The organism is Dechloromonas sp. CZR5, assembly GCF_008711155.1.
Taxonomy (GTDB): domain Bacteria; phylum Pseudomonadota; class Gammaproteobacteria; order Burkholderiales; family Rhodocyclaceae; genus Azonexus.
On sequence record NZ_VUYQ01000001.1, the window covers coordinates 371853 to 394040 of the forward strand.

The window sequence follows — 22188 nt, forward strand, 5'->3', positions numbered from 1 at the left end:
CTATGGTCGCCATCAAGCGCCTTTCTACGGTTGACGCCGATTTCAAGGCAAACATGGATGCGCTGCTCGCTTTCGAGGCAGCCGCTGATGAAGGTATCGAGCGCACGGTCGCCGGCATTCTGGCCGACGTTAAGGCGCGCGGTGATGCCGCGGTCGTCGAATACACCAACAGGTTCGACCGGCTGACCGCCGCCTCGATGGCCGATCTGGAGCTGTCGAAGAGTGAATTGCAGAAGGCCCTCGACGGTCTGCCGGCCGACCGCCGTGCCGCCCTCGAAGCAGCTGCTGCCCGGGTCAAGGCCTACCACGAGCACCAGAAGCTCGACGGCTGGTCCTACACCGAAGCCGACGGCACCCTGCTTGGCCAGATGATCACTCCGCTGGATCGCGTCGGCCTCTACGTGCCGGGTGGCAAGGCAGCCTACCCGTCGTCGGTGCTGATGAACGCCATTCCGGCCAAGGTTGCCGGCGTCAAGGAACTGATCATGGTCGTCCCGACGCCGGGCGGCGAGCACAACCAGCTGGTGCTCGCGGCGGCCTGTCTGGCCGGTGTCGATCGCGTGTTCACCATCGGCGGCGCGCAGGCCGTCGGTGCGCTGGCCTACGGCACGCAAACCGTACCGCAGGTCGACAAGATTGTCGGTCCGGGCAACGCCTATGTCGCCACCGCCAAGCGCCGGGTATTCGGCATCGTCGGCATCGACATGGTCGCCGGTCCGTCGGAAATCCTGGTCGTTTCGGACGGCTCCGGCAATCCGGATTGGGTGGCAATGGATCTGTTCTCGCAGGCTGAGCACGACGAGTTGGCGCAGTCCATCTTGATCTGCACCGACGCGGCTTTCATCGAGCGCGTGCAGGCCAGCATCGAGAAATTGCTGCCGACCATGCCGCGCCAGGAGGTCATCCGCACTTCGCTGACCAACCGTGGCGCTTTCATCCTGGTTCGCGACATGGATGAAGCGGTGGCCATCGCCAATCGCGTCGCGCCCGAACACTTGGAACTGGCGCTCGACAACCCCGATCCGTGGGTCGAGAAAATCCATCACGCCGGTGCCATTTTCATCGGCCACTACACTTCGGAATCGCTCGGCGATTACTGCGCCGGGCCGAACCACGTTTTGCCGACTTCCGGTTCCGCCCGGTTCTCGTCGCCGCTCGGCGTCTACGATTTCCAGAAAAGGACCAGCCTGATCAAGGTGTCCCAAGCAGGGGCGCAGACGCTGGGCCGCATCGCCTCGATCCTGGCGCAGGGCGAGGGCCTGCCGGCTCATGCCCAGTCGGCCGAATTCCGGCTTGATCGCTGAGGTGGCGCGCCTTGCGTGATACCTCGGCCACAGAGAGAAGCCGCCCGGACCTCCGGGCGCTTTTTTTTGCCTTTTCCACCGTCGGTTTGTCGGGGTTCGGCGGCGTGCTGCCTTTTGCGCGACGCATGCTGGTGGAGGAGCGGCAATGGCTGACGGCGGAGGAATTCAATGCGCTGCTCGGCCTTTGCCAGTTTTTGCCCGGGCCGAATGTGGTCAACCTGGCCGTCGTCGTCGGCAAGCGCTATCAAGGTGCACTGGGTGCCGTGGTCGCGCCGGTCGGCCTGCTGGCCGGGCCGATGCTGATCGTGTTCTTGCTGGCCATGCTCTACGACCGCTACGGCAGCTTGCCCCTCGCGCAAGGCATGTTGCGCGGTGTTGCCGCTGTCGGTTGCGGATTGCTGTTCGCCATGGCATGGCGCATGGGACTTGCCATCAAGGGCAAGGCACTCTTCCTGCCTTTCTCGGTTCTGGTTGTTGCGGCGATTGCCTGGCTGCGCTGGCCGATGCCCTGGGTCATGCTGCTGGGGCTGGCGCTCGCCGGTGGGCTAGCTTATATAAGGCTGGGCCGCTCGTGATCGTGGTCGCCTTGTTTCTTGAATTTGCGTTGCTATCTTTTGTCGCCTTTGGCGGCGCCACGGCGCTGCTGCCGGAGATGCATCGCGTGGTGGTCGAAAGCCGCCACTGGATGGACGATGCCACGTTTACCCACCTGTACGCCATCGCTCAGGGCGCGCCGGGGCCGAATGTCCTGGTCGTTACGCTGATCGGCTGGCATGTCGCCGGCCTGGCAGGGGCCTTGGCGGCCACCGTTGCGATGTGCCTGCCGATGAGTGTGGCCATCTACCTCCTGATCGACCGTTGGGAGGGGTTTGCTGGCGCTCGCTGGCAAAAGGCGATCAGCCTCGGGGTGGCTCCGCTTGCTGTCGGACTGATCTTTTCGGGGGCTACGTTGATCGCGCAGGCTGCCGCCTTCGGATGGGCGGCATGGCTGATCGTCGGGGCGACTGTTTTAGTCAATCTGAAGACAAAATTGCATCCGCTCTGGCTAATTGTCCTGGGCGGGGTCGTCGGCCTGTCGGGTTGGGTCTGAACGATCCGGATTCCCGGCTTTCCCGTTGGCTTCTTTGGGCAGGCGGCCTGATGGCACGTTGAGCCGCATCAGTGCGGCCAGTTCTTGGTCGTTGCCTGTCAGGTCGGCGAGCGTGTAGGTATCGAGAGCTTCGAACAAACTGTCGAAAGCCCGGGCAAGTATGTGATTCAGACGGCAGGCCGGGGCAATGCGACACCCGTTTCTTTCCGCGGAGAAGCACTCGACGATGGGGGCATCTCCTTCGCTGGCCCGGATAACGCCACCCAGCCTGATTTGATTCGGCTGGTGTGCCAGCTTGATGCCGCCCCCCTTGCCGCGAACCGATTCGACGATTCCGCTCTTCGATAGTTGATGCACAACCTTCATCAGGTGGTTTTGCGAAACGCCATAGGCGGTGGCGAGTTCCGAGATGGTTGCCAGGCGGTCCTTGGCGACGGCCAGATACATCAGTACGCGCAGCGTGTAGTCGGTGAAGGTGCTCAGGTGCATAAAGTGTCATCCGCGCTGTGCGGATTGCATTTCGTTTCCGGTGTCGGTATTTTAAAGATGCAAAAAATATACATCTTTAAAATGGGTCTCATGATACCTTTGGCAGTCTATCCCAACTCAATATGATCATTCCAACCCCAGGACGATGTCAGAGAACAAGCACAGCAAGCGCGTGATCGAGATAAAGCCCGTGCTCGATGTCGATGCAAAAATCTATCCGCGCTCGATCAAGGGGTATTTCCAGCGCTGGCGCTGGGTCATGGTCGGGCTGACCCAACTCATTTTTTACGGATTGTGCTGGCTGCCCTGGAATGGCCGACAGGCGGTCCTGTTCGATCTCGATGCCCGCCGTTTTTACCTCTTCGAGTTCGTTCTGTGGCCGCAGGACACCATCTACCTTGCCATCCTGCTGGCGCTTTCAGCCCTGGCCCTCTTTCTGTTTACAGCGGTTGCGGGGCGTTTATGGTGCGGATATACCTGTCCGCAAACGGTCTATACCGAGATTTTTCTATGGATAGAGCGACGGGTGGAAGGTGACCGCCCCAAGCGAATCAAGCTCGATGCGGCGCCCTGGTCGCCTCACAAGCTGGCGGTCAAGAGTACCAAGCATGCCCTGTGGCTGATCCTGTCGCTGTGGACTGGCCTGACCTTTGTCGGCTATTTCACGCCCATCCGCGATTTGCTGGCGAGTGCGGGCAGCTTGTCCCTCGGTCCCTGGGAAATTTTCTGGATATTCTTCTACGGCGCCGCCACCTACGGAAACGCAGGATTCCTAAGGGAGCACATGTGCAAGTACATCTGCCCCTACGCCCAGTTCCAGTTTGTGATGTTCGATCGCGACACGCTGAATATCACCTATGACCAAGAGCGCGGCGATCCACGAGGCGGACGGGCGAAAGGTATGGACCCGCGCTCGGCAGGGCTGGGCGATTGCATCGATTGCAGCATTTGTGTCCAGGTCTGCCCGACCGGCATCGATATCCGCGATGGCTTGCAACTCGAATGCATCGGCTGTGCTGCGTGTGTCGATGCCTGCGATCAGGTCATGGACAAAATGGGCTATCCCCGGGGCCTGATACGTTATTCAACCGAGAATGCCGTGCTCAGCAAGGCATCGCGGGGCGAGATAATCCGGCGAGCCTTCCGCCCACGGGTGCTCATTTATCTGGCCATATTCCTGTCGGTATCCGGTGCCACCGCCTGGTCGCTGGCCACCAAGGTGCCGCTCAAGGTTTCGGTGATCCGTGACCGGGCTGCCATGTCGCGGGAGGCTGCAGATGGCAGCATCGAGAACAGCTATACCCTGCAATTGACCAACGCCAGTGAGCAGGCACGCCGCTACCGCATTTCTGCGGACGGGCTACCTGGCCTGCGTATTGCCGATGAGCGGGAAGTGTCGGTGCCTGCGGCGGCAATTGGCGAAGCGGCGCTGGTCCTGTCGCTTGAGCAGGGGGCTGTCGGCGCCGGTGCTCACAACATTCGCATCAAGGTCGAGGATGTGACCGATCCGGCGGTGGTGGCGACCGAGTCAGCCAGGTTCTGGATGCCATAGCGGCCCCGGCACGGCTGTCTCTGGCGCTTAGCGATCCTGCTTGTAGGGATTCTCGAGGCCTGTCATCAGATCCTGAAAAACAGTCCTGATCTGGTTTTCGTCGCACTCCATCAGCAATGCATCCTCGAACGCATCCTGCGCCATCTGGCGCAGTTCTTCGAGGTTTTCGCGCAGTACCTTGATCTTCTCGGTGCAGGCGACGATGCTGCCGTCGGGGCGTTTCCAGATGGTGTCCATGGGGTCAGGCGAGAATTTCGCGCAACGCGGAGACCAGCGCCTGGCATTCGGCATCGGTGCCGACGGTGATGCGCAGGAACTGCTCGATGCGCGGCAACTTGAAATGGCGGACGATGATGCTTCGATCGCGGAGCGCCTTGGCCAGTTCCCCTGCGTCGCGCTGCGGGTGACGGACAAAGATGAAATTGGCCGCCGACGGCAGCACCTCGAAACCGAGTCCGGCCAGATTGGACGACAGCGTATCGCGCGTGGCGATGACGGCCTGGCAGCACTGCTCGAAATAGGTGGTGTCCTCCATGGCAGCAACGGCACCGACGATGGCCAGGCGGTCCAGCGGGTAGGAGTTGAAGCTGTTCTTGACCCGTTCCAGTCCTTCGATCAGGGCCGGGTGGCCGACCGCGAAGCCGACACGCAGGCCGGCCAGCGAGCGTGACTTCGATAGCGTATGCACGACCAGCAGGTTGTCGTAGCGGTCGACCAGCTTGATGGCCGATTCGCCGCCAAAGTCGACATAGGCTTCGTCAACGACGATGACCGAATCCGGATTGGCCTTGGCGATCTGTTCGATGGCGTCGACGGCGAGCAGGCGGCCGGTCGGGGCATTGGGGTTGGGGAAAATGATGCCGCCGTTCGCCTTGCCCACGTAGTCGGCCGGATTGATCGAAAAGTCGTCGGCCAGCGGCACGGTCTGGTAATCGACTCCGTACAGCCCGCAATACACCGGGTAGAAGCTGTAGGTGATGTCCGGAAACAGGATGGGCGCATCGTGCTTGAGCAGGGCCATGAAGATGTGGGCCAGCACTTCGTCCGAGCCGTTGCCGACGAACACCTGCTGTGCCGACACGCCGTGCAGCCGGGCGACGGCCGCCTTGAGCAGGTCGGAATTGGGGTCCGGGTAAAGGCGCAGACGCGCGGCATCACCGTCGAGTTCCGCCTGAATTGCCGCCAGCACCTTGGGCGAGGGCGGGTAGGGATTCTCGTTGGTGTTCAGCTTGATCAGGTTGGCGATCTTGGGCTGCTCGCCCGGGACGTAGGGGGTGAGGCCGTTGACGACCTGGCTCCAGAAGCGGCTCATGGGGAATTCACGGAAAGCTGAAAATCGGGACGAAATGGTATCATGCCCTTCCGATTCAACGTTTTGCAGCCAACCCTCATGCGGCAAGCCGAAGTTACCCGTAATACCCTGGAGACGCAGATCACCGTCCGTCTCAATCTCGATGGCACCGGCCAGGGCAAATTTGCCACCGGCGTGCCCTTTCTCGACCACATGCTCGACCAGATTGCCCGCCACGGCCTGATCGATCTCGATATCGACGCCAAGGGTGACCTGCACATCGATGCGCACCATACCGTCGAGGATATCGGCATTACCTTCGGCCAGGCGCTGGCCAAGGCATGGGGCGACAAGAAGGGCCTGACCCGCTACGGCCACAGCTACGTGCCGCTCGACGAAGCGCTGTCGCGTGTGGTTATCGACCTCTCCGGCCGTCCCGGTCTGGAACTCAATGTCGATTTCACGCGGGCGATGATCGGCCAGTTCGATGTCGATCTGGTTTCCGAATTCTTCCACGGCCTGGTCAATCACGCCGGCATGACGTTGCACATCGACAACCTGCGTGGCAAGAATGCCCACCACCAGGCCGAAACCGTCTTCAAGGCTTTCGGTCGTGCCCTGCGCATGGCGGTCACGCCCGATCCGCGCATGGCCGGCGCCATGCCCTCGACGAAAGGCACGCTGTGAGCGCTGGCTGCAAGGTCGACGGCGCCATCGCCGTCATCGACTACGGCATGGGCAATCTGCGTTCCGTGTCGAAGGCACTGGAACATGTTTCCGGCGGCAAGCCGGTCGTCGTCACGGCCGATCCGGCCGTGGTGGCGGCGGCGGAGCGGGTCGTCTTTCCCGGTCAGGGCGCGATGCCGGACTGCATGGGGGAGCTTGATGCCCGCGGCCTGCGTGCTGCCGTCCTGCAGGCGGCCCAGGAAAAACCTTTCCTCGGCATCTGCGTCGGTGAGCAGATGCTGTTCGAGCATAGCGATGAAGGCAATGTGCCGGCGCTCGGCGTATTTCCCGGCAATGTCGTCCGCTTTCCGGATGAAAAAATGTTTCTGGCCACCGGTGAGCGCCTGAAGGTGCCGCATATGGGCTGGAACGAAGTCCGTCAGGTGCCCCATGCCTTGTGGAACGGCATCGCCGACGGTGCCCGCTTCTATTTCGTGCACAGCTATTTCGTACAACCCGCCGATGCGGCTCTGGTGACTGGCACTTGCGAATATGGTGTCCCCTTTACCTGTGCGGTGGGGCGGGATAATATCTTTGCGGTTCAATTCCACCCCGAGAAAAGCGCCCGCGACGGTTTGCAATTGTTGAAAAACTTTGTCGAATGGCACCCCTGATTCGCTGTCGTCGAATTTATTCTCCTAGACTCCCATGCTGATTATTCCCGCAATTGACCTCAAGGACGGCCAGTGCGTCCGTTTGAAACAGGGCCTGATGGAAGAGGCCACCGTTTTTTCAGAAAGCCCCGCCGAGCAGGCGCGGCACTGGCTGGACAGGGGCGCGCGTCGCCTGCATCTGGTCGACTTGAACGGCGCTTTCGCCGGCAAGCCGAAGAATGCGGCGGCGATCAAGGCCATCCTGGCAGAAGTCGGCGATGAAATCCCGGTCCAGCTTGGCGGCGGGATCCGCGACCTCGACACCATCGAAGCCTGCCTCGATGGCGGTTTGTCCTATGTCATCATCGGTACTGCGGCGGTCAAGAACCCCGGCTTCCTGCACGATGCCTGCGTGGCCTTCCCTGGCCACATCATCGTCGGCCTGGATGCCAAGGACGGCAAGGTGGCGACCGATGGCTGGTCCAAGCTGACCGGCCACGACGTGGTCGATCTGGGCAAGAAATACGAGGATTACGGCGTCGAGTCGATCATCTACACCGACATCGGGCGCGACGGCATGCTGTCAGGCATCAATATCGAAGCGACCGTGCGCCTGGCGCAGGCGCTAACCATTCCGGTCATCGCCTCCGGCGGCCTGTCCAACCTGGACGACATCAAGGCGCTCTGCTCGGTTGAAGGCGAAGGCGTGGTCGGTACCATTGCCGGTCGGGCCATCTACGACGGCTCGCTCGATTTCGCGGCGGCCCAGAAGCTCGCTGACGAGCTGGGTGCCTGATGCTCGCCAAACGCATCATTCCCTGCCTCGACGTCACGGCAGGCCGGGTTGTCAAAGGCACCAATTTCGTCGGTCTGCGCGATGCCGGCGATCCCATCGAGATCGCCCGCCGCTACAACGAGCAGGGCGCCGATGAGGTCACTTTCCTCGATATCACCGCCTCGTCCGATCAGCGCGACATCATCCTGCACATCGTAGAAGCCTGCGCCGAGCAGGTTTTCATTCCGCTGACCGTGGGTGGTGGCGTACGAAAGGTCGAGGATGTCCGCAGGTTGCTCAACGCCGGCGCCGACAAGGTGTCGATGAATACGGCAGCGGTGCAGAATCCGGATCTGGTGTTCGATGCGTCGAGCAAGGTCGGCTCGCAGTGCATCGTCGTCGCCATTGACGCCAAGCAGGTGGCGCCGGGCAAGTGGCATGTGTTTACGCATGGCGGCCGCAACGATACCGGTCTCGATGCCATTGAATGGGCGAAGAAGGTCGAGGCGCTGGGGGCTGGCGAGATACTGCTCACCAGCATGGATCGCGACGGTACCAAGAATGGCTTCGACCTGCCGCTGACGCGCGGTGTATCTGATGCAGTCCGGATTCCGGTCATCGCCTCCGGCGGCGTCGGTAATCTGCAGCACCTGGCCGACGGCGTTTCCGAGGGCCGCGCCGATGCGGTGCTGGCGGCCTCGATCTTCCACTTCGGCGAATACACGGTGCGCCAGGCCAAGGAATACATGGCAGCGCGCGGTATCGAAGTCCGCCTGTGAGCGATCTCGATAATTCCCTCGACTGGCTGGCTGCCCTGAAATGGGACGCCGACGGCATGATTCCCGCCATCGCGCAGGATCAGAGCGGACGGATCGTGATGTTCGCCTACATGAACCGCGAGTCGCTGCAGGAAACGATCGCCTGCGGCAACGCGGTATACTGGTCGCGTTCAAGAAAGCGTCTGTGGCGCAAGGGTGAGGAGTCAGGTCACTTCCAGAAAGTGAAGTCCATCCGCACCGACTGCGACGGCGACGTGTTGCTGCTTTCCATCGAACAAGTGGGCGGCATTGCCTGTCATACCGGTCGGGCAAGCTGCTTCTTCAATGAATTGAAAGGGGATCGCTGGATTCCCGTTGATCCGGTTTTGAAAGACCCGAAGGAAATCTACCAATGAGCACGCATGACATCCTGCACCGTCTTTCCGAGACGCTGGCCTCCCGTCGCCATGCCGATCCGGAAAAGTCGTATACCGCCAAGCTGTTCGCCGACGGACCGGATTCGATCCTGAAGAAGATCGGCGAGGAGTGCGCCGAGTTGATCATGGCCGGCAAGGATGGCAAGCGCCTCAACATCGTTCGCGAATCGACCGACGTGATCTATCACATCCTGGTCCTGCTGGCCTTTTATGATATGGGTATCGAGGATGTGTCGCAGGAAATGCGCCGCCGTGAAGGGATTTCCGGCATCGATGAAAAGGCGTCGCGGGGCCAAAAGTGAGCGATTGTCTCTTCTGCAAGATCGTTGCAGGGAAAATCCCCTCTACCAAGGTCTACGAGGATGAGGATATCCTCGCCTTCAACGACATCAACCCCGCTCGCCCGGTGCATGTGCTGGTGATACCGAAGAAGCACATCACCTCGCTGGCGACGGCGACGGCGGAAGATACCTTCGTTCTCGGCAAAATTCTGGCCAAGGCCAATGAAATTGCGGTGGCTCAAGGCAGCCCGGATGGTTTCCGGGTGATCATCAACACAGGTCGTGTGGGGCAGCAGGAAGTGCCGCACCTGCACGCGCACATCGTGGGCGGTCCGGACCCGGTCGGCCCCATGCTGAAACGTATCTAGGAGACAAACCATGGGCAGTTTTTCCATTTGGCACTGGCTGATCGTTCTGGTCATCGTCATGCTCATTTTCGGTACCAAGAAGCTGCGTAACGTCGGCCAGGATCTGGGCGGTGCGGTCAAGGGTTTCAAGGACGGCATGAAGGAAGCGAACGCCGACAAGCCGGCGGAAGAAGCCAAGCCTGCGCAGCAGGTCGGTGGCCAGACCATTGACGTCGAAGTCAAGGAAAAGACGAAAAGCTAGGCTTTGGCCGCTGGTTGCCGGTCGCTCGCAGTGATCGGCTGGCAACGAACAACTCACTACTGACAACCATGTTCGATATCGGCTTTTCCGAATTGATGGTGATCGGCGTCGTGGCGCTGATCGTCATCGGTCCCGAGCGCCTGCCCAAGGTGGCACGTACGCTCGGCCATCTGCTTGGCCGTGCCCAGCGCTATGTCAGTGACGTCAAGTCGGACATCAATCGCGAAATCCAGCTCGACGAGTTGAAAAAGCTGCAGACGCAGGTCACCGATTCCGCCCGTGCCATGGAAGAGTCGGTACGCAAGGAATACGATTCGGCGCGTTCGGCCATCGAGGCACCGGCACAGGAAGCCGCAGCCGAGTTGCAATCCGCCGCCAAGCTGGCCGAGGGCCTGCCGCAGGTCGGCGATACGACGGGCAAACCCACCGCATGAGCGAAGTTCAGGAAGATTCTTTCATCTCGCACCTCGTCGAGTTGCGCGACCGTTTGTTGCGCAGCCTGATCGCCATCGCGGTGGTGCTTGGCATTCTGTGTCTCTATCCCGGACCGGGTGAAATCTACGACATCCTGGCCGCGCCGCTGACCAAGGCCCTGCCCGAGGGAACCAAGATGGTCGCCATCGGCGTCATCACCCCCTTCATGGTGCCGCTCAAGGTCACGGCGATGGTTGCCTTCGTATTGGCCTTGCCGTACATCCTTTTTCAGGCCTGGTCCTTTATAGCTCCCGGTCTGTATGCCCATGAGAAGCGTCTCGGCATTCCGCTGATCGTTTCCAGCACCTTGCTCTTCATTGCCGGCATGTCCTTTTGCTACTTCTTCGTATTCGGGCAGGTGTTCAGTTTCATTGCCAGTTTTGCGCCGAAGAGCATCACCCCTGCGCCGGATATCGAGGCCTACCTGTCTTTCGTGATGACCATGTTCCTTGCCTTCGGCATCGCTTTCGAAGTGCCGGTGGCACTGGTCGTGCTGGTCAAGCTCGGCATTGTGACTGTCGACAAGCTCAAGGAGTGGCGCTCCTACTTTATCGTCGGCGCTTTCGTCGTGGCTGCCGTGGTGACGCCGCCGGACGTGGTGTCGCAACTGGCGCTGGCAATTCCGATGTGCCTGCTCTACGAACTGGGCATTCTGGCGTCGCGCTTGGTCTCTCCCCGTCAGAAAGCCGAAGCGGGTGTTTCCGGTGCTCCGGAAGGGGCTACCGATGCCGAGATGGACAAGGCAGAAGAGGAATTTCGCAAGCTATCCTGAGAAGACTGCTGGTCGTCTCAGCCAGAACCGCTAACCGGCCCTGATCAGGCCGGTTTTTTTATGGGGCCCGGGCGGGTCGTCAGGGTCTTGAGCGCAGTTCCTTCCTCGAACCACCAGAGGGTTCCTGGCGCCATATCGGTCCAGGTCTCGTTGTCGGTCAGCGGCTGGGTCGCGATAACGGCAACCCGGTCGTCCGGATGGGTCAGGTCGTTGAAGTCGACGGTGACGTCCTGGTCCTTGAGGTGGGCTTCGGCAAACGGTGCCTGGCGAACGATGTGGCTGAGCTTGGTCGAGGCGTGGGCAAACAGGCAATCCCCGTTCGAGAGCAGGAAGTTGAATTCGCCGTGCCGGCTGATCTCCAGCGTCAGCTGATGGACCGCATCGAACAGTGCGCTGCGTTCGGGGATGCAGCTACCGAAGCGGCGGCGTAATTCCTGGAGCAGCCAGCAGAAGGCGCGTTCGCTGTCGGTCAGGCCGACCGGCATGAAGGTGCTATTGAGTTCTGGCGTGAAATCGAGCAGGTTGCCGTTGTGGGCGAATATCCAGTAACGGCCCCATAACTCACGGATGAAGGGGTGCGTGTTTTCCAACCCGACAGAACCCTGTGTCGCCTTGCGGATGTGGGCGATGACATTCTTCGAGCGGATAGGGTAATGGCGGACCAGTTCGGCTACCGGCGAGGTGCTCGATGGTTGCGGGTCTAGAAATAGTCGCGTGCCCTTGCCTTCGAAGAAGGCGATGCCCCAGCCATCGGAATGGACGTCGGTGCCGCCGCCGCGGGCCTGGAATCCGCTGAAGGAAAAACAGATGTCTGTCGGGACGTTGCAATTCATCCCAAGGAGTTGGCACATGGCGCGGCTTATTCCCGCTCGGTGCGCATGGCGGGGCGCTTGCCGATGCGGACCTGGAGCTCGACGATGCCCTTGTCGCGACGCAGGCGGAACGCGGAGCGCTCGTCCGGCGTGAGGGCGGCGATCAGGTCGAGCATGACCTGCGGATCCTTGACCGGCTTGCCATTGACGGAGAGCAGGATGTCGCCGGGACGGATGCCGGCGGAGTCGGCCGGGCTGCCGCGGACGACGCCGGCGATCAGCGAGCCTTCGGTCCCCGGCAGGCCGAAGGATTCGGCGAGTTCCGGGGTAATCTCCTGCGCTTCGACGCCGATCCAGCCACGGGTAACCGAGCCGGTGCGGATGATCTGTTCCATGATGCTGCGGGCGCTGGAAACCGGGATGGCGAAGCCGATGCCGAGCGAGCCCCCGCTGCGCGAGTAGATGGCAGTATTGATGCCGACCAGATGCCCTTCGCTGTCGACCAGGGCGCCGCCGGAATTGCCGGGGTTGATGGCGGCATCGGTCTGGATGAAATTCTCGAAGGTGTTGATGCCGAGGTGTGAGCGGCCCAGTGCCGAAACGATGCCCATGGTCACCGTTTGCCCGACGCCGAAGGGGTTGCCGATGGCGAGAACCACGTCGCCGACGCGCAGACTGTCTATCTGGCCGAAGGTGATGGCGGGCAGCTTGTCGGCCTTGATCTGCAGGATGGCAAGATCGGACTCCGGATCGCTGCCGATCACCTTGGCCTTGTACGTCTTGCCGTCGTTGAGCGAGACCTGGATGTCGTCGGCGCTCTCGATGACGTGGAAATTGGTCAGGATGTAGCCATTGGGGCTGACAATCACGCCTGAGCCGAGCCCTGAGTTGCGCCGGGGCTGGCCTTCGGGGCGGTCGCCGAAGAAGTGGCGGAAAATCGGGTCGTCGAAGAGCGGATGCCGCTGCTGCTTGATTTCCTGGGTGGTGTAGATATGCACGACCGACGGCAGGGCAGCGCGGGCGGCGTCGCGGTAGGAGCCGGTGGGGGTGGCCCTGACTTCATCGCTCCCTGCCGGAACTTCCTTCAGGGCGACGACGCCATGGCGTGCAGGCAGCCATTCGGGTTTCAGCGTGGAGACGACGAACAGAATGGCGAGCGCAACCGTAACCGTTTGTGCAAAAATCAGCCACAACCTCTGCATGGAATTGTCTCGAATGAAGCGTGAAGAATTGGTGGACTATCTGGATGGGCTACTGGTGCCCGGAAAGTTCCGGGATTATTGCCCAAACGGTCTGCAAGTGGAAGGTCGCGCCGAGATCGTCCGCCTCGTTGCCGGCGTTACGGCGAGCCAGGCGCTGCTCGATGTCGCGGTGGCGCGCAATGCCGATGCCATCCTGGTGCACCACGGCTATTTCTGGAAGGGTGAGGATGGTCGTGTCACCGGTATCCGGCGCAAGCGCCTGTCCAGTTTGCTGGCGAACGACATCAACTTGCTGGCCTATCACTTGCCGCTCGATGCGCATCCGGAACTGGGCAACAACGCCCAGTTGGCGCAACGTCTGGGCTGGGTGGAGGAAGGGCGCTTTGGCGAGCAGGACATCGCCTGGCTGGGTAGCCTGGTCGGGCCGGGAACCCTGGCGGAGCTGGCCGCGGATGTTGCCCGCGTGCTGGGGCGTGCGCCGCTGGTGATCGGCGAAGGCAGCAAGCTGATTCGCCGCATCGCCTGGTGTTCGGGCGGTGCCCAGAGCTACTTCGAGCAGGCCATCGCCCTGGGGATCGATGCCTATCTATCCGGCGAAATTTCGGAACAGACCGTTCATCTGGCGCGGGAAAGCGGTGTCGCCTACCTGGCTGCCGGGCATCATGCCACGGAGCGTTTCGGCGTTCAGGCGCTTGCCGAACACGTGGCACAACAGTTTGGGATCGCTTGCGAATTTGTCGATCTCGACAACCCGGTTTAATGCTTTCCCGGCATCAGCGTCGAAGGCCGTAGCCTTCTTCCTGAATGCCCAGCAGCAGGGCGATTTCCTCGACGATTTCAAGCGGGAAGCCGTTGCGCAGCCCGGCCCGGGTATCGTGCACCAGCCCGTGCAGGTAGTCGACGCCGGCCTGGGTGCCCCAGAGTCGCGTGGCTTTCTGCACGATATGGGGGTAGTCCTCCAGCGTTTTCAACCCCGAGATCGGCGTGGTCGAATCGTTCCAGTCTGCTACCTGGACGTTGAAGCGATCATGGATTCGTCCGGCCAGCGCCTCGAATTCGGGGCGCATGCCGCCGCGGCGGTAGAGGTCGAGCAGCATGCTCCAGGGGGCGATACTGGCCGGCATGGCGTGTTCGATGTGCTCGGCCAGCGTTTCCGTGGCGCCGTTGAGGCGACCGAAGGAGAGCATGATTTCGGCCAAGGCAAGGACGGAGTGTTCATCCTCGTCCCTAGCCTCGATCACTTCCGGCTCCGATGCCAAGGAGGTGTCGGATTCGGGCAGCCGTGGCACCGGGAAGTCCGTTTGGCTGGCCTCGGGGCACAAGGGCAACTCCGGCGCGATGGGCGGCGGGGGTGGCTCACTCGGAGTGGGGCGCGGAGATGCTTCACGGCGGTAGCCGGAAAACGCCAGCGGCGCTTCATCGTCGCCGGGATACCGTCGACGGCGACCGAGAAACTGCGCCATGCCGACGGATACGACGGCACCCACCGCTGCGCTGATCGCCAGTTCGGACCAGTTGGCACGCGGAGGAGGCGTTCCGGGCAAGGCATGACCAAGCGTCGGACCGGCAGCGGGCGGGGAATTGATCGACTGTGCCAGTTGCAACTGATTCTGTGCCTCGATTGCTTTGCTGGCCAGATCGAGTGCATGGTCCAGTTTGGCGACTTCCTGGGTGAGGAGGTGGAGGGTGGTTTCCAGTTTGAGCAGGCGTTCGTCGGTCTCGGCATGGCCAGCGAGCGGACTGTTGCGCTGCTTGCCGGGGAGGCTTTCCTCGGGGGCAGCGCTGAGCAGCAGGCGATCCGTTCCCCCGGCCCGGGGGGGCGGTGGGGTCGCGGCTATCGGGCGTGGCGGAGGCTGGCGTTTCGGCAGCCGGACACGGGTTCCCTCGGCCAAAGGCTGGCCGCTTGCCAGATCCGGATTGGCTTTTTGCAGGCGGTCCAGCAGACGTTGGCGTTCAGCCGGGGTTGCCGGCTCCTGGGCGTCGGCAATATCTTCCAGCGTCTCGCCTTCGCGGGCCTGCCAGGCGGCGCTCCGTCCCGTTTTTCGCGTGGGAGGCTGGGTATCGGAGGAAACCATGGCTTGCGGCAGCGCCATCGGGGCTTCCGGCATGAGCACGTACTCACGTTCGATGTCGTAGCCGCATCCGGCGCGCAGGCCGATGGCGAAGATGGGTTCGTTGACCGGCTTGCTGCCGACGATCTGTAGAATATGACCTTGGCCTCGCCGAATCAGGCGCGGTTTGGCGGCCGTGACCACCGGCAGGTCGGAGCCGCGCAGAGGAAGCATCGAGAAACAGGCAGCAACCGGCGCTTCCTCGCCATGGTTGAGGATCGGCACTTCCGCCATGATGGCTTCGCCGATTCGCGATTGCAGCACGATTTCCCCGAAGCCGACGGCGTTCGCCATGGCGGGGGAGAGCAGGGCGGAAAGTGCGACAATGCGGGTCAGTTGGCTGGTCATGATGCTTCTCGTAAGTTGTTTTTTGTGCTTTTGAGAAAAATATCACTTTGCTCGTAGTGTGCGGTGAAATATTCCACGCTGCGCCTGTCTTTGGGAGAGTCCATTCGTGCGTTACGTTTTCAATCCCCATCCTGTGACATCGCTGCCGATTGCCGGAACCGATGCCCGTTTTCCGGTGCGCCGCATTTTCTGCGTGGGCCGCAACTACGCCGAGCATGCCCGCGAAATGGGAGCGGCCGATCAGGCCGAAGGGCGCGAGCCGCCATTCTTCTTTACCAAACCGGCCGATGCGCTGGTTGGGGGTGATGGCGAGCTGGCGGTGGCCTATCCCTCGCTGACCGCGAATCTCCACCACGAAGTGGAAATGGTGGTGGCTCTGTGCGACGGGGGCGAGAATCTTGCCGTCGAGGATGTGCAGCGCCTGGTCTTCGGGTATGCGGTCGGCCTGGATCTGACCCGTCGCGATATTCAGTCGCGGGCGAAGGAAAAGAGCCATCCCTGGGATATGAGCAAGGGATTCGATCAGTCGGCCGTTGCCGGAGTCATCGCCCCGGCGGCACAATGCGGTCATCCGGCGACGGGGCGCATCTGGTTGAACGTCAATGGGCAACTGCGGCAGCAGGGAGACCTTGCCGACATGATGTGGAAGGTGCCGGACATCATCGCCAATCTGTCGACAATGGTGCGTCTGGAGGCTGGCGACCTGATCTACAGCGGTACGCCAGCCGGGGTCGGGCCGTTGCTGCGGGGCGATGTGCTGGTGGCCGGCGTGGAGGGGGTTGGCGGCCTGTGTGCCCGGATTGTCTGAGCTGGCAGTTCTCCCTATTTCGGGCGCTTGTCGATCACCCGCCTGGCCTTGCCGGCCGAGCGTTCGATGCCGCCTACCTCGACCACGTTGATCCTGGCAGATACGCCTATGTAGGATTTGATGTGGTGTTGCAGGTCGTGCGCCACGAATTCCTTTTCCGGACCGCTGGCAAATTCGAATTCGGGCTTGATTTCCACATTCACCTTCATTGAGTCCAGGTGGCCGTCGCGGCTGACTTCGATCTGGTAGTGCGGCGACAGTTTGGCTTGCTTGAGGATCAGTTCCTCGATTTGCGACGGGAAGACGTTGACGCCGCGGATGATCAACATGTCATCCGAACGGCCGGTAATGCGGTCGATCCGGCGCATCGAGCGGGCGGTGGGCGGCAGCAGGCGGGTCAGGTCGCGGGTACGGTAGCGGACGATGGGCATCGCTTCCTTGGTCAGCGAGGTGAATACCAGTTCCCCCTGGCTGCCTTCGGGGAGGACTTCGCCGGTGATCGGGTCGATGATCTCGGGGTAGAAATGGTCTTCCCAGATGACCGGGCCGTCCTTGGTTTCGGCGCATTCGTTGGCGACGCCGGGGCCGATGACTTCGGAGAGGCCGTAGATGTCGATGGCGTCGATGCCGAATGTCGATTCGATCTCGCGGCGCATCGCGTCGGTCCACGGTTCTGCGCCGTGGATGCTGATGCGCAGGTGGGTGCTGCGCGGATCGATGCCTTGGCGACGGAACTCGTCGGCAATGTTCAGCATGTACGACGGGGTGACCATGATGATGCTCGGCTTGAAGTCGCAGATCAGCTGAACCTGCTTTTCAGTCTGGCCGCCGGACATCGGGATCACCGTGCAGCCGAGCTTCTCGGCACCGTAGTGGGCGCCCAGGCCGCCGGTGAACAAGCCATAGCCGTAGGCGACATGGACGATATCGCCGGGGCGGCCGCCGGAGGCGTAGATGGAACGGGCGATCAGGTCGGCCCAGGTGTCGATGTCCTTCTTCGTGTAGCCGACGACGGTCGGCTTGCCGGTCGTGCCGCTGGAGGCGTGGATGCGGACTACCTCTTCACGCGGTACGGCAAACATGCCGTAGGGGTAGTTGTCGCGCAGGTCCTGCTTGGTGGTGAAGGGAAATTTCGCCAGGTCGGACAGTGATTTGAAATCGTCCGGGTGTACGCCCGAACGGTCAAAGGCCTGCCTGTAGTGGGGGACGTTGCGATAGACGTGGTGCAATGTCCATTTGAGGCGCTCGCCCTGCAGGGCGGCAATTTCGTCTCGGCTGGCGTTTTCGATGGCATGCAAGCCTAGTTTCATCGCGTCCCCTCCTTTGAACGATTGATTTTGGAGGGAGGCAAAAAGAAGGCGCTTGACCCAGATCAACTTGTCATTATTCGCTGTTGGGTCAAGTGCGCCGCCGTTGGCTCGGTCGCGACGTGCGACAATGCGCGCCATGTTTCGCATTGCCGTCGGCGGGCTGATCGCCCATGCCTTTCCCATCCTGGTTGCCCAGCTGGCCTCCATTGGCATGATGGTTGTCGACACGGCCGTTCTCGGGCACGTCAGCCCGGTTGATCTTGCTGCCGTTGCCATTGGGGGCGGTATCCACATTTCGGTCGTGTTTGCCCTGGTTGGCGTTCTCCAGGCCGTCGCGCCGGTCGTTGCGCATCTGCACGGCGCGGGGCACGACGATAAGGTTGCCGACGTCCTGCAACAGGGCTTCTGGCTGGCGGTGCTGCTCGCCATTCCCGGAATCCTGTTCCTGACCCATCCAGGTGCCGTCCTCGGCATTTCCAGCATGGACTCCGTCGTCGAGGCCAAGGTCCGGCAGTACCTCGGCCTGCTTGCATGGAGTTTGCCGGCCGCCTTGTTTTACCGGACTTTTTATGCCTTTTGCAATGCGCTCGGCAAGCCGCGCGTGCTGATGGCCATCGGTCTGTTGAGCCTGGCGCTGCATGCCCTCCTTGCCTGGGGGTTTGCTGCTCAGGGCTGGCTGGGCGAACCTCTTGGCGTGGCCGGTTGCGCGCTGTCGAACGTACTGGTTGGCTGGTTGGCCTGTGCCGGGGGCGCACTTTATCTGCAGCTCGGGCCTCTCGGTAGACGCTATCGGCCCTTTGCCAACTGGTCGCGGCCCCGGTGGTCGACTTGGCGGGAGTTGCTGCGTCTCGGCGTTCCGATGGGTTTTTCCAATCTGGTTGAAATCACGTCGTTTACGCTGATCAGCCTGTTTGTCGCGTCGCTCGGTGCGACGGTGGTGGCGGGGCATCGCATCGTCGCTAATCTTTCGGCCTTGACCTACATGTTGCCGCTATCGCTCGCCATCGCGACCATGGCGGCGCTCGGGCAGGCGCTTGGCGCACGGGATGCGCCGCGGGTGCGGGCAACGGTCCGTGCCGGGCTGGCCTTGTCGGCGGTCTCCTCGTCGTTGGTCGGCCTGCTGTTGTGGCTATCCGCCGAGCCGGTGGTTGCCGCCTATACCGACGATCCGGATGTACGCCTGATTGCTGTCGGTCTGGTCGGTTACGTCGCCATCTATCAATTTTTCGACGCCCTGCAGACGGTGGCCGGGCATTGCCTGCGTGCCTATCGCGTTACTTTTGTGCCGATGCTGGTCCAGACATTCTGTTTCTGGGGGATCGGTTTGCTTGGCGGCGCCTGGCTTTGCTACCGCTGGACGCCGCCGCTTGGCGTTGCCGGTTTCTGGATGGCTTCGGTGCTCAGTTTGATCTGCGCGGCAGCGTTGCTTTTGCCGCTCCTGCGCAAGGCCATGAATGCTTCGTAATGCATCCTGTAATTATGAATTTTGGCCTGATCCAGTTTTTGATCTATGTGATAAGATTTCGGGTTACAAACGGTATAACCGGGTGGGGTCGGGGGACAGTTCGGCCACTGCTCATTGCTCGCAACTCAACTAAACGCAAGGAAAGCGCATGAAAATTCACGAATATCAGGGCAAGCAAATCCTGAAGAAATTCGGCGTTACGGTTCCGCGCGGGATTCACTGCACGACCGTCGAAGACGCAGTCAAGGCAGCCGAAACCCTGGGCGGCAAGATCTGGGTGGTGAAGGCCCAGATTCACGCTGGTGGCCGCGGCAAGGGTGGTGGCGTCAAGGTCGCCAAGTCCCTGGATGAAGTGCGTCAATACGCGAGCCAGATTCTGGGCATGCAACTGATTACCCATCAGACCGGTCCGGAAGGCCAGAAGGTCCGCAACCTGCTGATCGAGGAAGGCGCCGACATCCAGCATGAATACTACGTTGCTTGCCTGACCGACCGCGCTACCCAGTCCGTCGCCATGATGGCCTCGTACGAAGGCGGTATGGACATCGAGGAAGTCGCCCACAAGACCCCGGAAAAGATCGTCAAGGTCTTCATCAACCCGTTGGTCGGCCTGACCGACGAGCAGGCCCTGACCCTGGCCAAGGGCATGGGCATGCTGGAAGCTTCCATTCCGCAGTGCGTCGATACGCTGAAGAAGCTGTACACCTGCTACATGGAAACCGATGCTTCGCTGGCCGAGATCAACCCGCTGATCCACGAAAGCAACGGCACCGTCAAGGCGATTGACGCCAAGTTCAACTTCGACTCCAACGCCCTGTTCCGCCAGCCGGAAATCGTCGCCATGCGCGACCTGGACGAAGAAGACGCCGACGAAATCGAAGCTTCCAAGTTCGACCTGGCCTACATCTCCCTCGACGGCAACATCGGCTGTCTGGTGAACGGTGCCGGTCTGGCCATGGCCACCATGGACACCATCAAGCTGTTCGGCGCCGAGCCGGCCAACTTCCTGGACGTCGGCGGCGGCGCCACGACGGAGAAGGTCACCGAAGCCTTCAAGATCATGCTCAAGAACCCGAAGGTCAAGGGCATTCTGGTCAACATCTTCGGCGGCATCATGCGCTGCGACACCATCGCTACCGGCGTCGTTGCTGCGGCCAAGGAAACTCACCTGTCCGTGCCGCTGGTTGTCCGTATGAAGGGCACCAACGAAGAGATCGGCAAGCAGATCCTGAAGGATTCCGGTCTGCCCATCATCTCTGCCGATTCCATGGCTGAAGCCGCCACCAAGATCGTCGAAGCGGTCAAGTAAGGAGCCCCGAATGTCCATTCTGATCAACAAGAACACCCGCATCATCACCCAGGGCATCACCGGCAAGACCGGCCAGTTCCACACCGAAAAGTGCCAGGAATACGCAAACGGCAAGGAATGCTTCGTCGCTGGCGTGAACCCGAAGAAGGCTGGCGAAAAGATTTTCGACATCCCCATCTACGGTTCCGTCAAGGAAGCCGCTGCTGAAACCGGTGCTACCGTTTCCGTCATCTACGTGCCGCCCGCTGGTGCTGCTGCCGCTATCTGGGAAGCCGTCGAAGCCGACCTCGATCTGGCCATCTGCATCACCGAAGGCATCCCTGTCCGCGACATGCTGATGGTGCGCAACAAGATGAAGGAAAAGGAAGCCAAGGGTGGCAAGAAGACCCTGCTGCTCGGCCCGAACTGCCCTGGCCTGATCACCCCGGACGAAGTGAAGATCGGCATCATGCCGGGTCACATCCACCGCAAGGGTCGCATTGGCGTGGTTTCCCGTTCCGGCACCCTGACCTACGAAGCCGTTGGTCAGCTGACCGAACTGGGCCTCGGCCAGTCTTCCGCCGTCGGTATCGGTGGTGACCCGATCAACGGTCTGAAGCACATCGACGTCATGAAGATGTTCAACGACGATCCGGATACGGACGCCGTCATCATGATCGGCGAAATCGGCGGTCCGGACGAAGCCGAAGCTGCCCAGTGGTGCAAGGCCAACATGAAGAAGCCGATCGTCGGCTTCATCGCTGGCGTCACCGCTCCGGCCGGCAAGCGCATGGGCCACGCTGGCGCCCTGATCTCCGGTGGTGCCGACACCGCCGATGCCAAGCTCGCCATCATGGAAGAGTGCGGCTTCAAGGTCACGCGCAACCCGTCCGAAATGGCCAAGCTGCTCAAGGCCATGCTGTAAAATTCGAGCCTAGCTCAACCCAGAAAGGCGGGCCGGGTGCCCGCCTTTTTATTTGCCCGAAGTTTCATGGAAATCGACCTCTCTTCCACCGCGTTCTGGATCGCCGTCGGCCAGATCATCCTGATCGATATCGTGCTGTCCGGCGACAACGCGGTTGTCATTGCGCTGGCCTGCCGTAACCTGTCGCCGGAGCAACGCAAGACGGGCATCTTCTGGGGCGTGGCGGGGGCTGTCGGATTGCGCGTCGTGCTCACCGTGTTTGCCGCGCTGGTCATGAACCTGCCCTGGCTGAAATTCATCGGTGGGCTGCTGCTGGTGTGGATTGCCGTGAAACTGATGCTGCCCGAGGACGAAGACGGCCACGATATCGAGCCGTCGGCACACCTTTGGGGAGCGGTCAAGACCATCGTCGTCGCCGATTTCGTCATGAGTCTGGATAACGTCATCGGCGTGGCCGGTGCGGCACATGGCAATCTGGCTCTCCTGCTGTTCGGTCTGGCCGTGAGCATTCCGCTGATCGTCTGGTCCAGCCAGCTGATCATGCACTGGATGGAGCGCTTTCCTGTCATTGTCCTGCTCGGCGCTGGCCTGTTGGGCTATGTGGCCGGCCAGATGATCTTCAGCGATCCCGGTGTACGCGCAGCGCTGCCGCCGCTGCCGGCATGGTCCGCCACGCTGGCCGGCGGGGTGGGGGCCTTGCTGGTTGTCGGGCTGGGACGCTGGCTCGAACGCCGGATTCTCGCTCGGCAGGATGTCACCATCGTTTAG

The 22188-nt window shown here is 61.5% G+C and carries 27 protein-coding genes; 20 read left to right on the forward strand and 7 right to left on the reverse strand.

All coding sequences use genetic code 11. The annotated features are described in order from the left end of the window. Positions 1-2: 2 nt before the first annotated feature. Genes hisD through F1002_RS01850 form a run of 3 tightly spaced genes read left to right on the forward strand, consistent with a single transcriptional unit; the run spans position 3 to position 2394 of the window. Positions 3-1304, forward strand: a complete 1302-nt coding sequence (gene hisD, locus F1002_RS01840; protein WP_150427326.1) for a histidinol dehydrogenase — start codon at positions 3-5, stop codon at positions 1302-1304. A gap of 11 nt (positions 1305-1315) precedes the next feature. Continuing rightward, on the forward strand, positions 1316-1879 hold the full coding sequence (locus F1002_RS01845; protein ID WP_150427327.1) for a chromate transporter: 564 nt from the start codon (positions 1316-1318) through the stop codon (positions 1877-1879). 29 nt (positions 1880-1908) lie between these two features. Continuing rightward, positions 1909-2394 carry a chromate transporter gene (locus F1002_RS01850; protein WP_255584430.1) on the forward strand — a complete coding sequence of 162 codons (486 nt, stop codon included), beginning with the start codon at positions 1909-1911 and terminating at the stop codon, positions 2392-2394. Here F1002_RS01850 and F1002_RS01855 read toward each other — a convergent pair. Next, positions 2350-2883, reverse strand: coding sequence for an Rrf2 family transcriptional regulator (locus F1002_RS01855; RefSeq protein ID WP_150427329.1), 534 nt, complete (start codon positions 2881-2883; stop codon positions 2350-2352). The two genes, F1002_RS01850 and F1002_RS01855, sit on opposite strands and share 45 nt — an antisense overlap. A 145-nt stretch (positions 2884-3028) precedes the next feature. On the opposite strand from F1002_RS01855, the gene ccoG reads away from it, so the two are divergent. Continuing rightward, positions 3029-4435 (forward strand): cytochrome c oxidase accessory protein CcoG, encoded by a 1407-nt coding sequence (gene ccoG / locus F1002_RS01860; protein ID WP_150427330.1) that lies wholly within the window; start codon positions 3029-3031, stop codon positions 4433-4435. Positions 4436-4462: 27 nt separating this feature from the next. Here the strand turns inward: ccoG and F1002_RS01865 are convergent, their stop codons facing one another. Together F1002_RS01865 and hisC are read right to left on the reverse strand one after the other, a co-directional pair. Continuing rightward, a complete protein-coding gene (locus tag F1002_RS01865; RefSeq protein ID WP_150427331.1) occupies positions 4463-4672 on the reverse strand; it encodes a hypothetical protein in 210 nt (69 codons plus the stop codon). 4 nt (positions 4673-4676) lie between these two features. After that, positions 4677-5747 (reverse strand): histidinol-phosphate transaminase, encoded by a 1071-nt coding sequence (gene hisC, locus F1002_RS01870; RefSeq protein WP_150427332.1) that lies wholly within the window; start codon positions 5745-5747, stop codon positions 4677-4679. A 78-nt stretch (positions 5748-5825) separates the two neighbouring features. Between hisC and hisB the strand changes: the two genes are divergently transcribed. From hisB to tatC, 10 genes are all read left to right on the forward strand, one after another. Continuing rightward, complete coding sequence (hisB, locus tag F1002_RS01875; RefSeq protein WP_150427333.1) at positions 5826-6413, forward strand: imidazoleglycerol-phosphate dehydratase HisB; 588 nt, start codon at positions 5826-5828, stop codon at positions 6411-6413. After that, positions 6410-7066 carry an imidazole glycerol phosphate synthase subunit HisH gene (hisH, locus tag F1002_RS01880; RefSeq protein WP_223879422.1) on the forward strand — a complete coding sequence of 219 codons (657 nt, stop codon included), beginning with the start codon at positions 6410-6412 and terminating at the stop codon, positions 7064-7066. Before hisB ends, hisH begins: the two co-directional genes overlap by 4 nt. A 34-nt stretch (positions 7067-7100) precedes the next feature. Then, the gene (gene hisA, locus F1002_RS01885; RefSeq protein WP_150427334.1) at positions 7101-7841 is read left to right on the forward strand and encodes a 1-(5-phosphoribosyl)-5-[(5-phosphoribosylamino)methylideneamino]imidazole-4-carboxamide isomerase; all 741 of its coding nucleotides are present in this window, start codon (positions 7101-7103) and stop codon (positions 7839-7841) included. Then, positions 7838-8599, forward strand: coding sequence for an imidazole glycerol phosphate synthase subunit HisF (gene hisF, locus F1002_RS01890; protein ID WP_370452107.1), 762 nt, complete (start codon positions 7838-7840; stop codon positions 8597-8599). The genes hisA and hisF overlap by 4 nt, the downstream gene beginning before the upstream one ends. After that, the gene (hisI, locus tag F1002_RS01895; protein WP_150427336.1) at positions 8596-8994 is read left to right on the forward strand and encodes a phosphoribosyl-AMP cyclohydrolase; all 399 of its coding nucleotides are present in this window, start codon (positions 8596-8598) and stop codon (positions 8992-8994) included. Before hisF ends, hisI begins: the two co-directional genes overlap by 4 nt. Then, positions 8991-9317, forward strand: coding sequence for a phosphoribosyl-ATP diphosphatase (locus tag F1002_RS01900; RefSeq protein ID WP_150427337.1), 327 nt, complete (start codon positions 8991-8993; stop codon positions 9315-9317). Before hisI ends, F1002_RS01900 begins: the two co-directional genes overlap by 4 nt. Then, on the forward strand, positions 9314-9664 hold the full coding sequence (locus tag F1002_RS01905; RefSeq protein WP_150427338.1) for a histidine triad nucleotide-binding protein: 351 nt from the start codon (positions 9314-9316) through the stop codon (positions 9662-9664). Before F1002_RS01900 ends, F1002_RS01905 begins: the two co-directional genes overlap by 4 nt. A 10-nt stretch (positions 9665-9674) precedes the next feature. Then, positions 9675-9905, forward strand: coding sequence for a Sec-independent protein translocase subunit TatA (tatA, locus tag F1002_RS01910; protein ID WP_150427339.1), 231 nt, complete (start codon positions 9675-9677; stop codon positions 9903-9905). A 68-nt stretch (positions 9906-9973) separates the two neighbouring features. Further along, positions 9974-10339: a Sec-independent protein translocase protein TatB gene (gene tatB / locus F1002_RS01915; RefSeq protein WP_150427340.1), complete on the forward strand. Its 366-nt coding sequence runs from the start codon at positions 9974-9976 to the stop codon at positions 10337-10339. After that, entirely contained in the window at positions 10336-11151 is an 816-nt protein-coding gene (gene tatC, locus F1002_RS01920) for a twin-arginine translocase subunit TatC (RefSeq protein WP_150427341.1), read from the forward strand. The genes tatB and tatC overlap by 4 nt, the downstream gene beginning before the upstream one ends. Before the next feature lie 44 nt (positions 11152-11195). On the opposite strand, the gene F1002_RS01925 is transcribed toward tatC, so the two are convergent. Beyond that, positions 11196-12002, reverse strand: coding sequence for a class II glutamine amidotransferase (locus F1002_RS01925; RefSeq protein WP_150427342.1), 807 nt, complete (start codon positions 12000-12002; stop codon positions 11196-11198). A gap of 8 nt (positions 12003-12010) precedes the next feature. Then, on the reverse strand, positions 12011-13165 hold the full coding sequence (locus tag F1002_RS01930; RefSeq protein WP_150427343.1) for a Do family serine endopeptidase: 1155 nt from the start codon (positions 13163-13165) through the stop codon (positions 12011-12013). A 13-nt stretch (positions 13166-13178) separates the two neighbouring features. Here F1002_RS01930 and F1002_RS01935 point away from each other — a divergent pair, with 13 nt between their 5' ends. After that, positions 13179-13925, forward strand: a complete 747-nt coding sequence (locus F1002_RS01935) for a Nif3-like dinuclear metal center hexameric protein (protein ID WP_150427344.1) — start codon at positions 13179-13181, stop codon at positions 13923-13925. A 13-nt stretch (positions 13926-13938) separates the two neighbouring features. Here F1002_RS01935 and F1002_RS01940 read toward each other — a convergent pair whose 3' ends face one another. Beyond that, complete coding sequence (locus F1002_RS01940) at positions 13939-15624, reverse strand: FimV family protein (RefSeq protein WP_150427345.1); 1686 nt, start codon at positions 15622-15624, stop codon at positions 13939-13941. Positions 15625-15730: 106 nt separating this feature from the next. On the opposite strand from F1002_RS01940, the gene F1002_RS01945 reads away from it, so the two are divergent. Next, positions 15731-16432, forward strand: coding sequence for a fumarylacetoacetate hydrolase family protein (locus F1002_RS01945; RefSeq protein ID WP_150427346.1), 702 nt, complete (start codon positions 15731-15733; stop codon positions 16430-16432). 14 nt (positions 16433-16446) lie between these two features. Here the strand turns inward: F1002_RS01945 and paaK are convergent, their stop codons facing one another. Further along, entirely contained in the window at positions 16447-17742 is a 1296-nt protein-coding gene (gene paaK / locus F1002_RS01950; protein ID WP_150427347.1) for a phenylacetate--CoA ligase PaaK, read from the reverse strand. Positions 17743-17869: 127 nt separating this feature from the next. Between paaK and F1002_RS01955 the strand changes: the two genes are divergently transcribed. From F1002_RS01955 to F1002_RS01970, 4 genes are all read left to right on the forward strand, one after another. Further along, a complete protein-coding gene (locus F1002_RS01955; protein ID WP_150427348.1) occupies positions 17870-19207 on the forward strand; it encodes an MATE family efflux transporter in 1338 nt (445 codons plus the stop codon). Positions 19208-19355: 148 nt separating this feature from the next. Next, positions 19356-20516, forward strand: coding sequence for an ADP-forming succinate--CoA ligase subunit beta (sucC, locus tag F1002_RS01960; protein WP_150427349.1), 1161 nt, complete (start codon positions 19356-19358; stop codon positions 20514-20516). Positions 20517-20526: 10 nt separating this feature from the next. Further along, a complete protein-coding gene (gene sucD / locus F1002_RS01965) occupies positions 20527-21420 on the forward strand; it encodes a succinate--CoA ligase subunit alpha (RefSeq protein WP_027457755.1) in 894 nt (297 codons plus the stop codon). 66 nt (positions 21421-21486) lie between these two features. Continuing rightward, complete coding sequence (locus tag F1002_RS01970) at positions 21487-22188, forward strand: TerC family protein (protein WP_150427350.1); 702 nt, start codon at positions 21487-21489, stop codon at positions 22186-22188.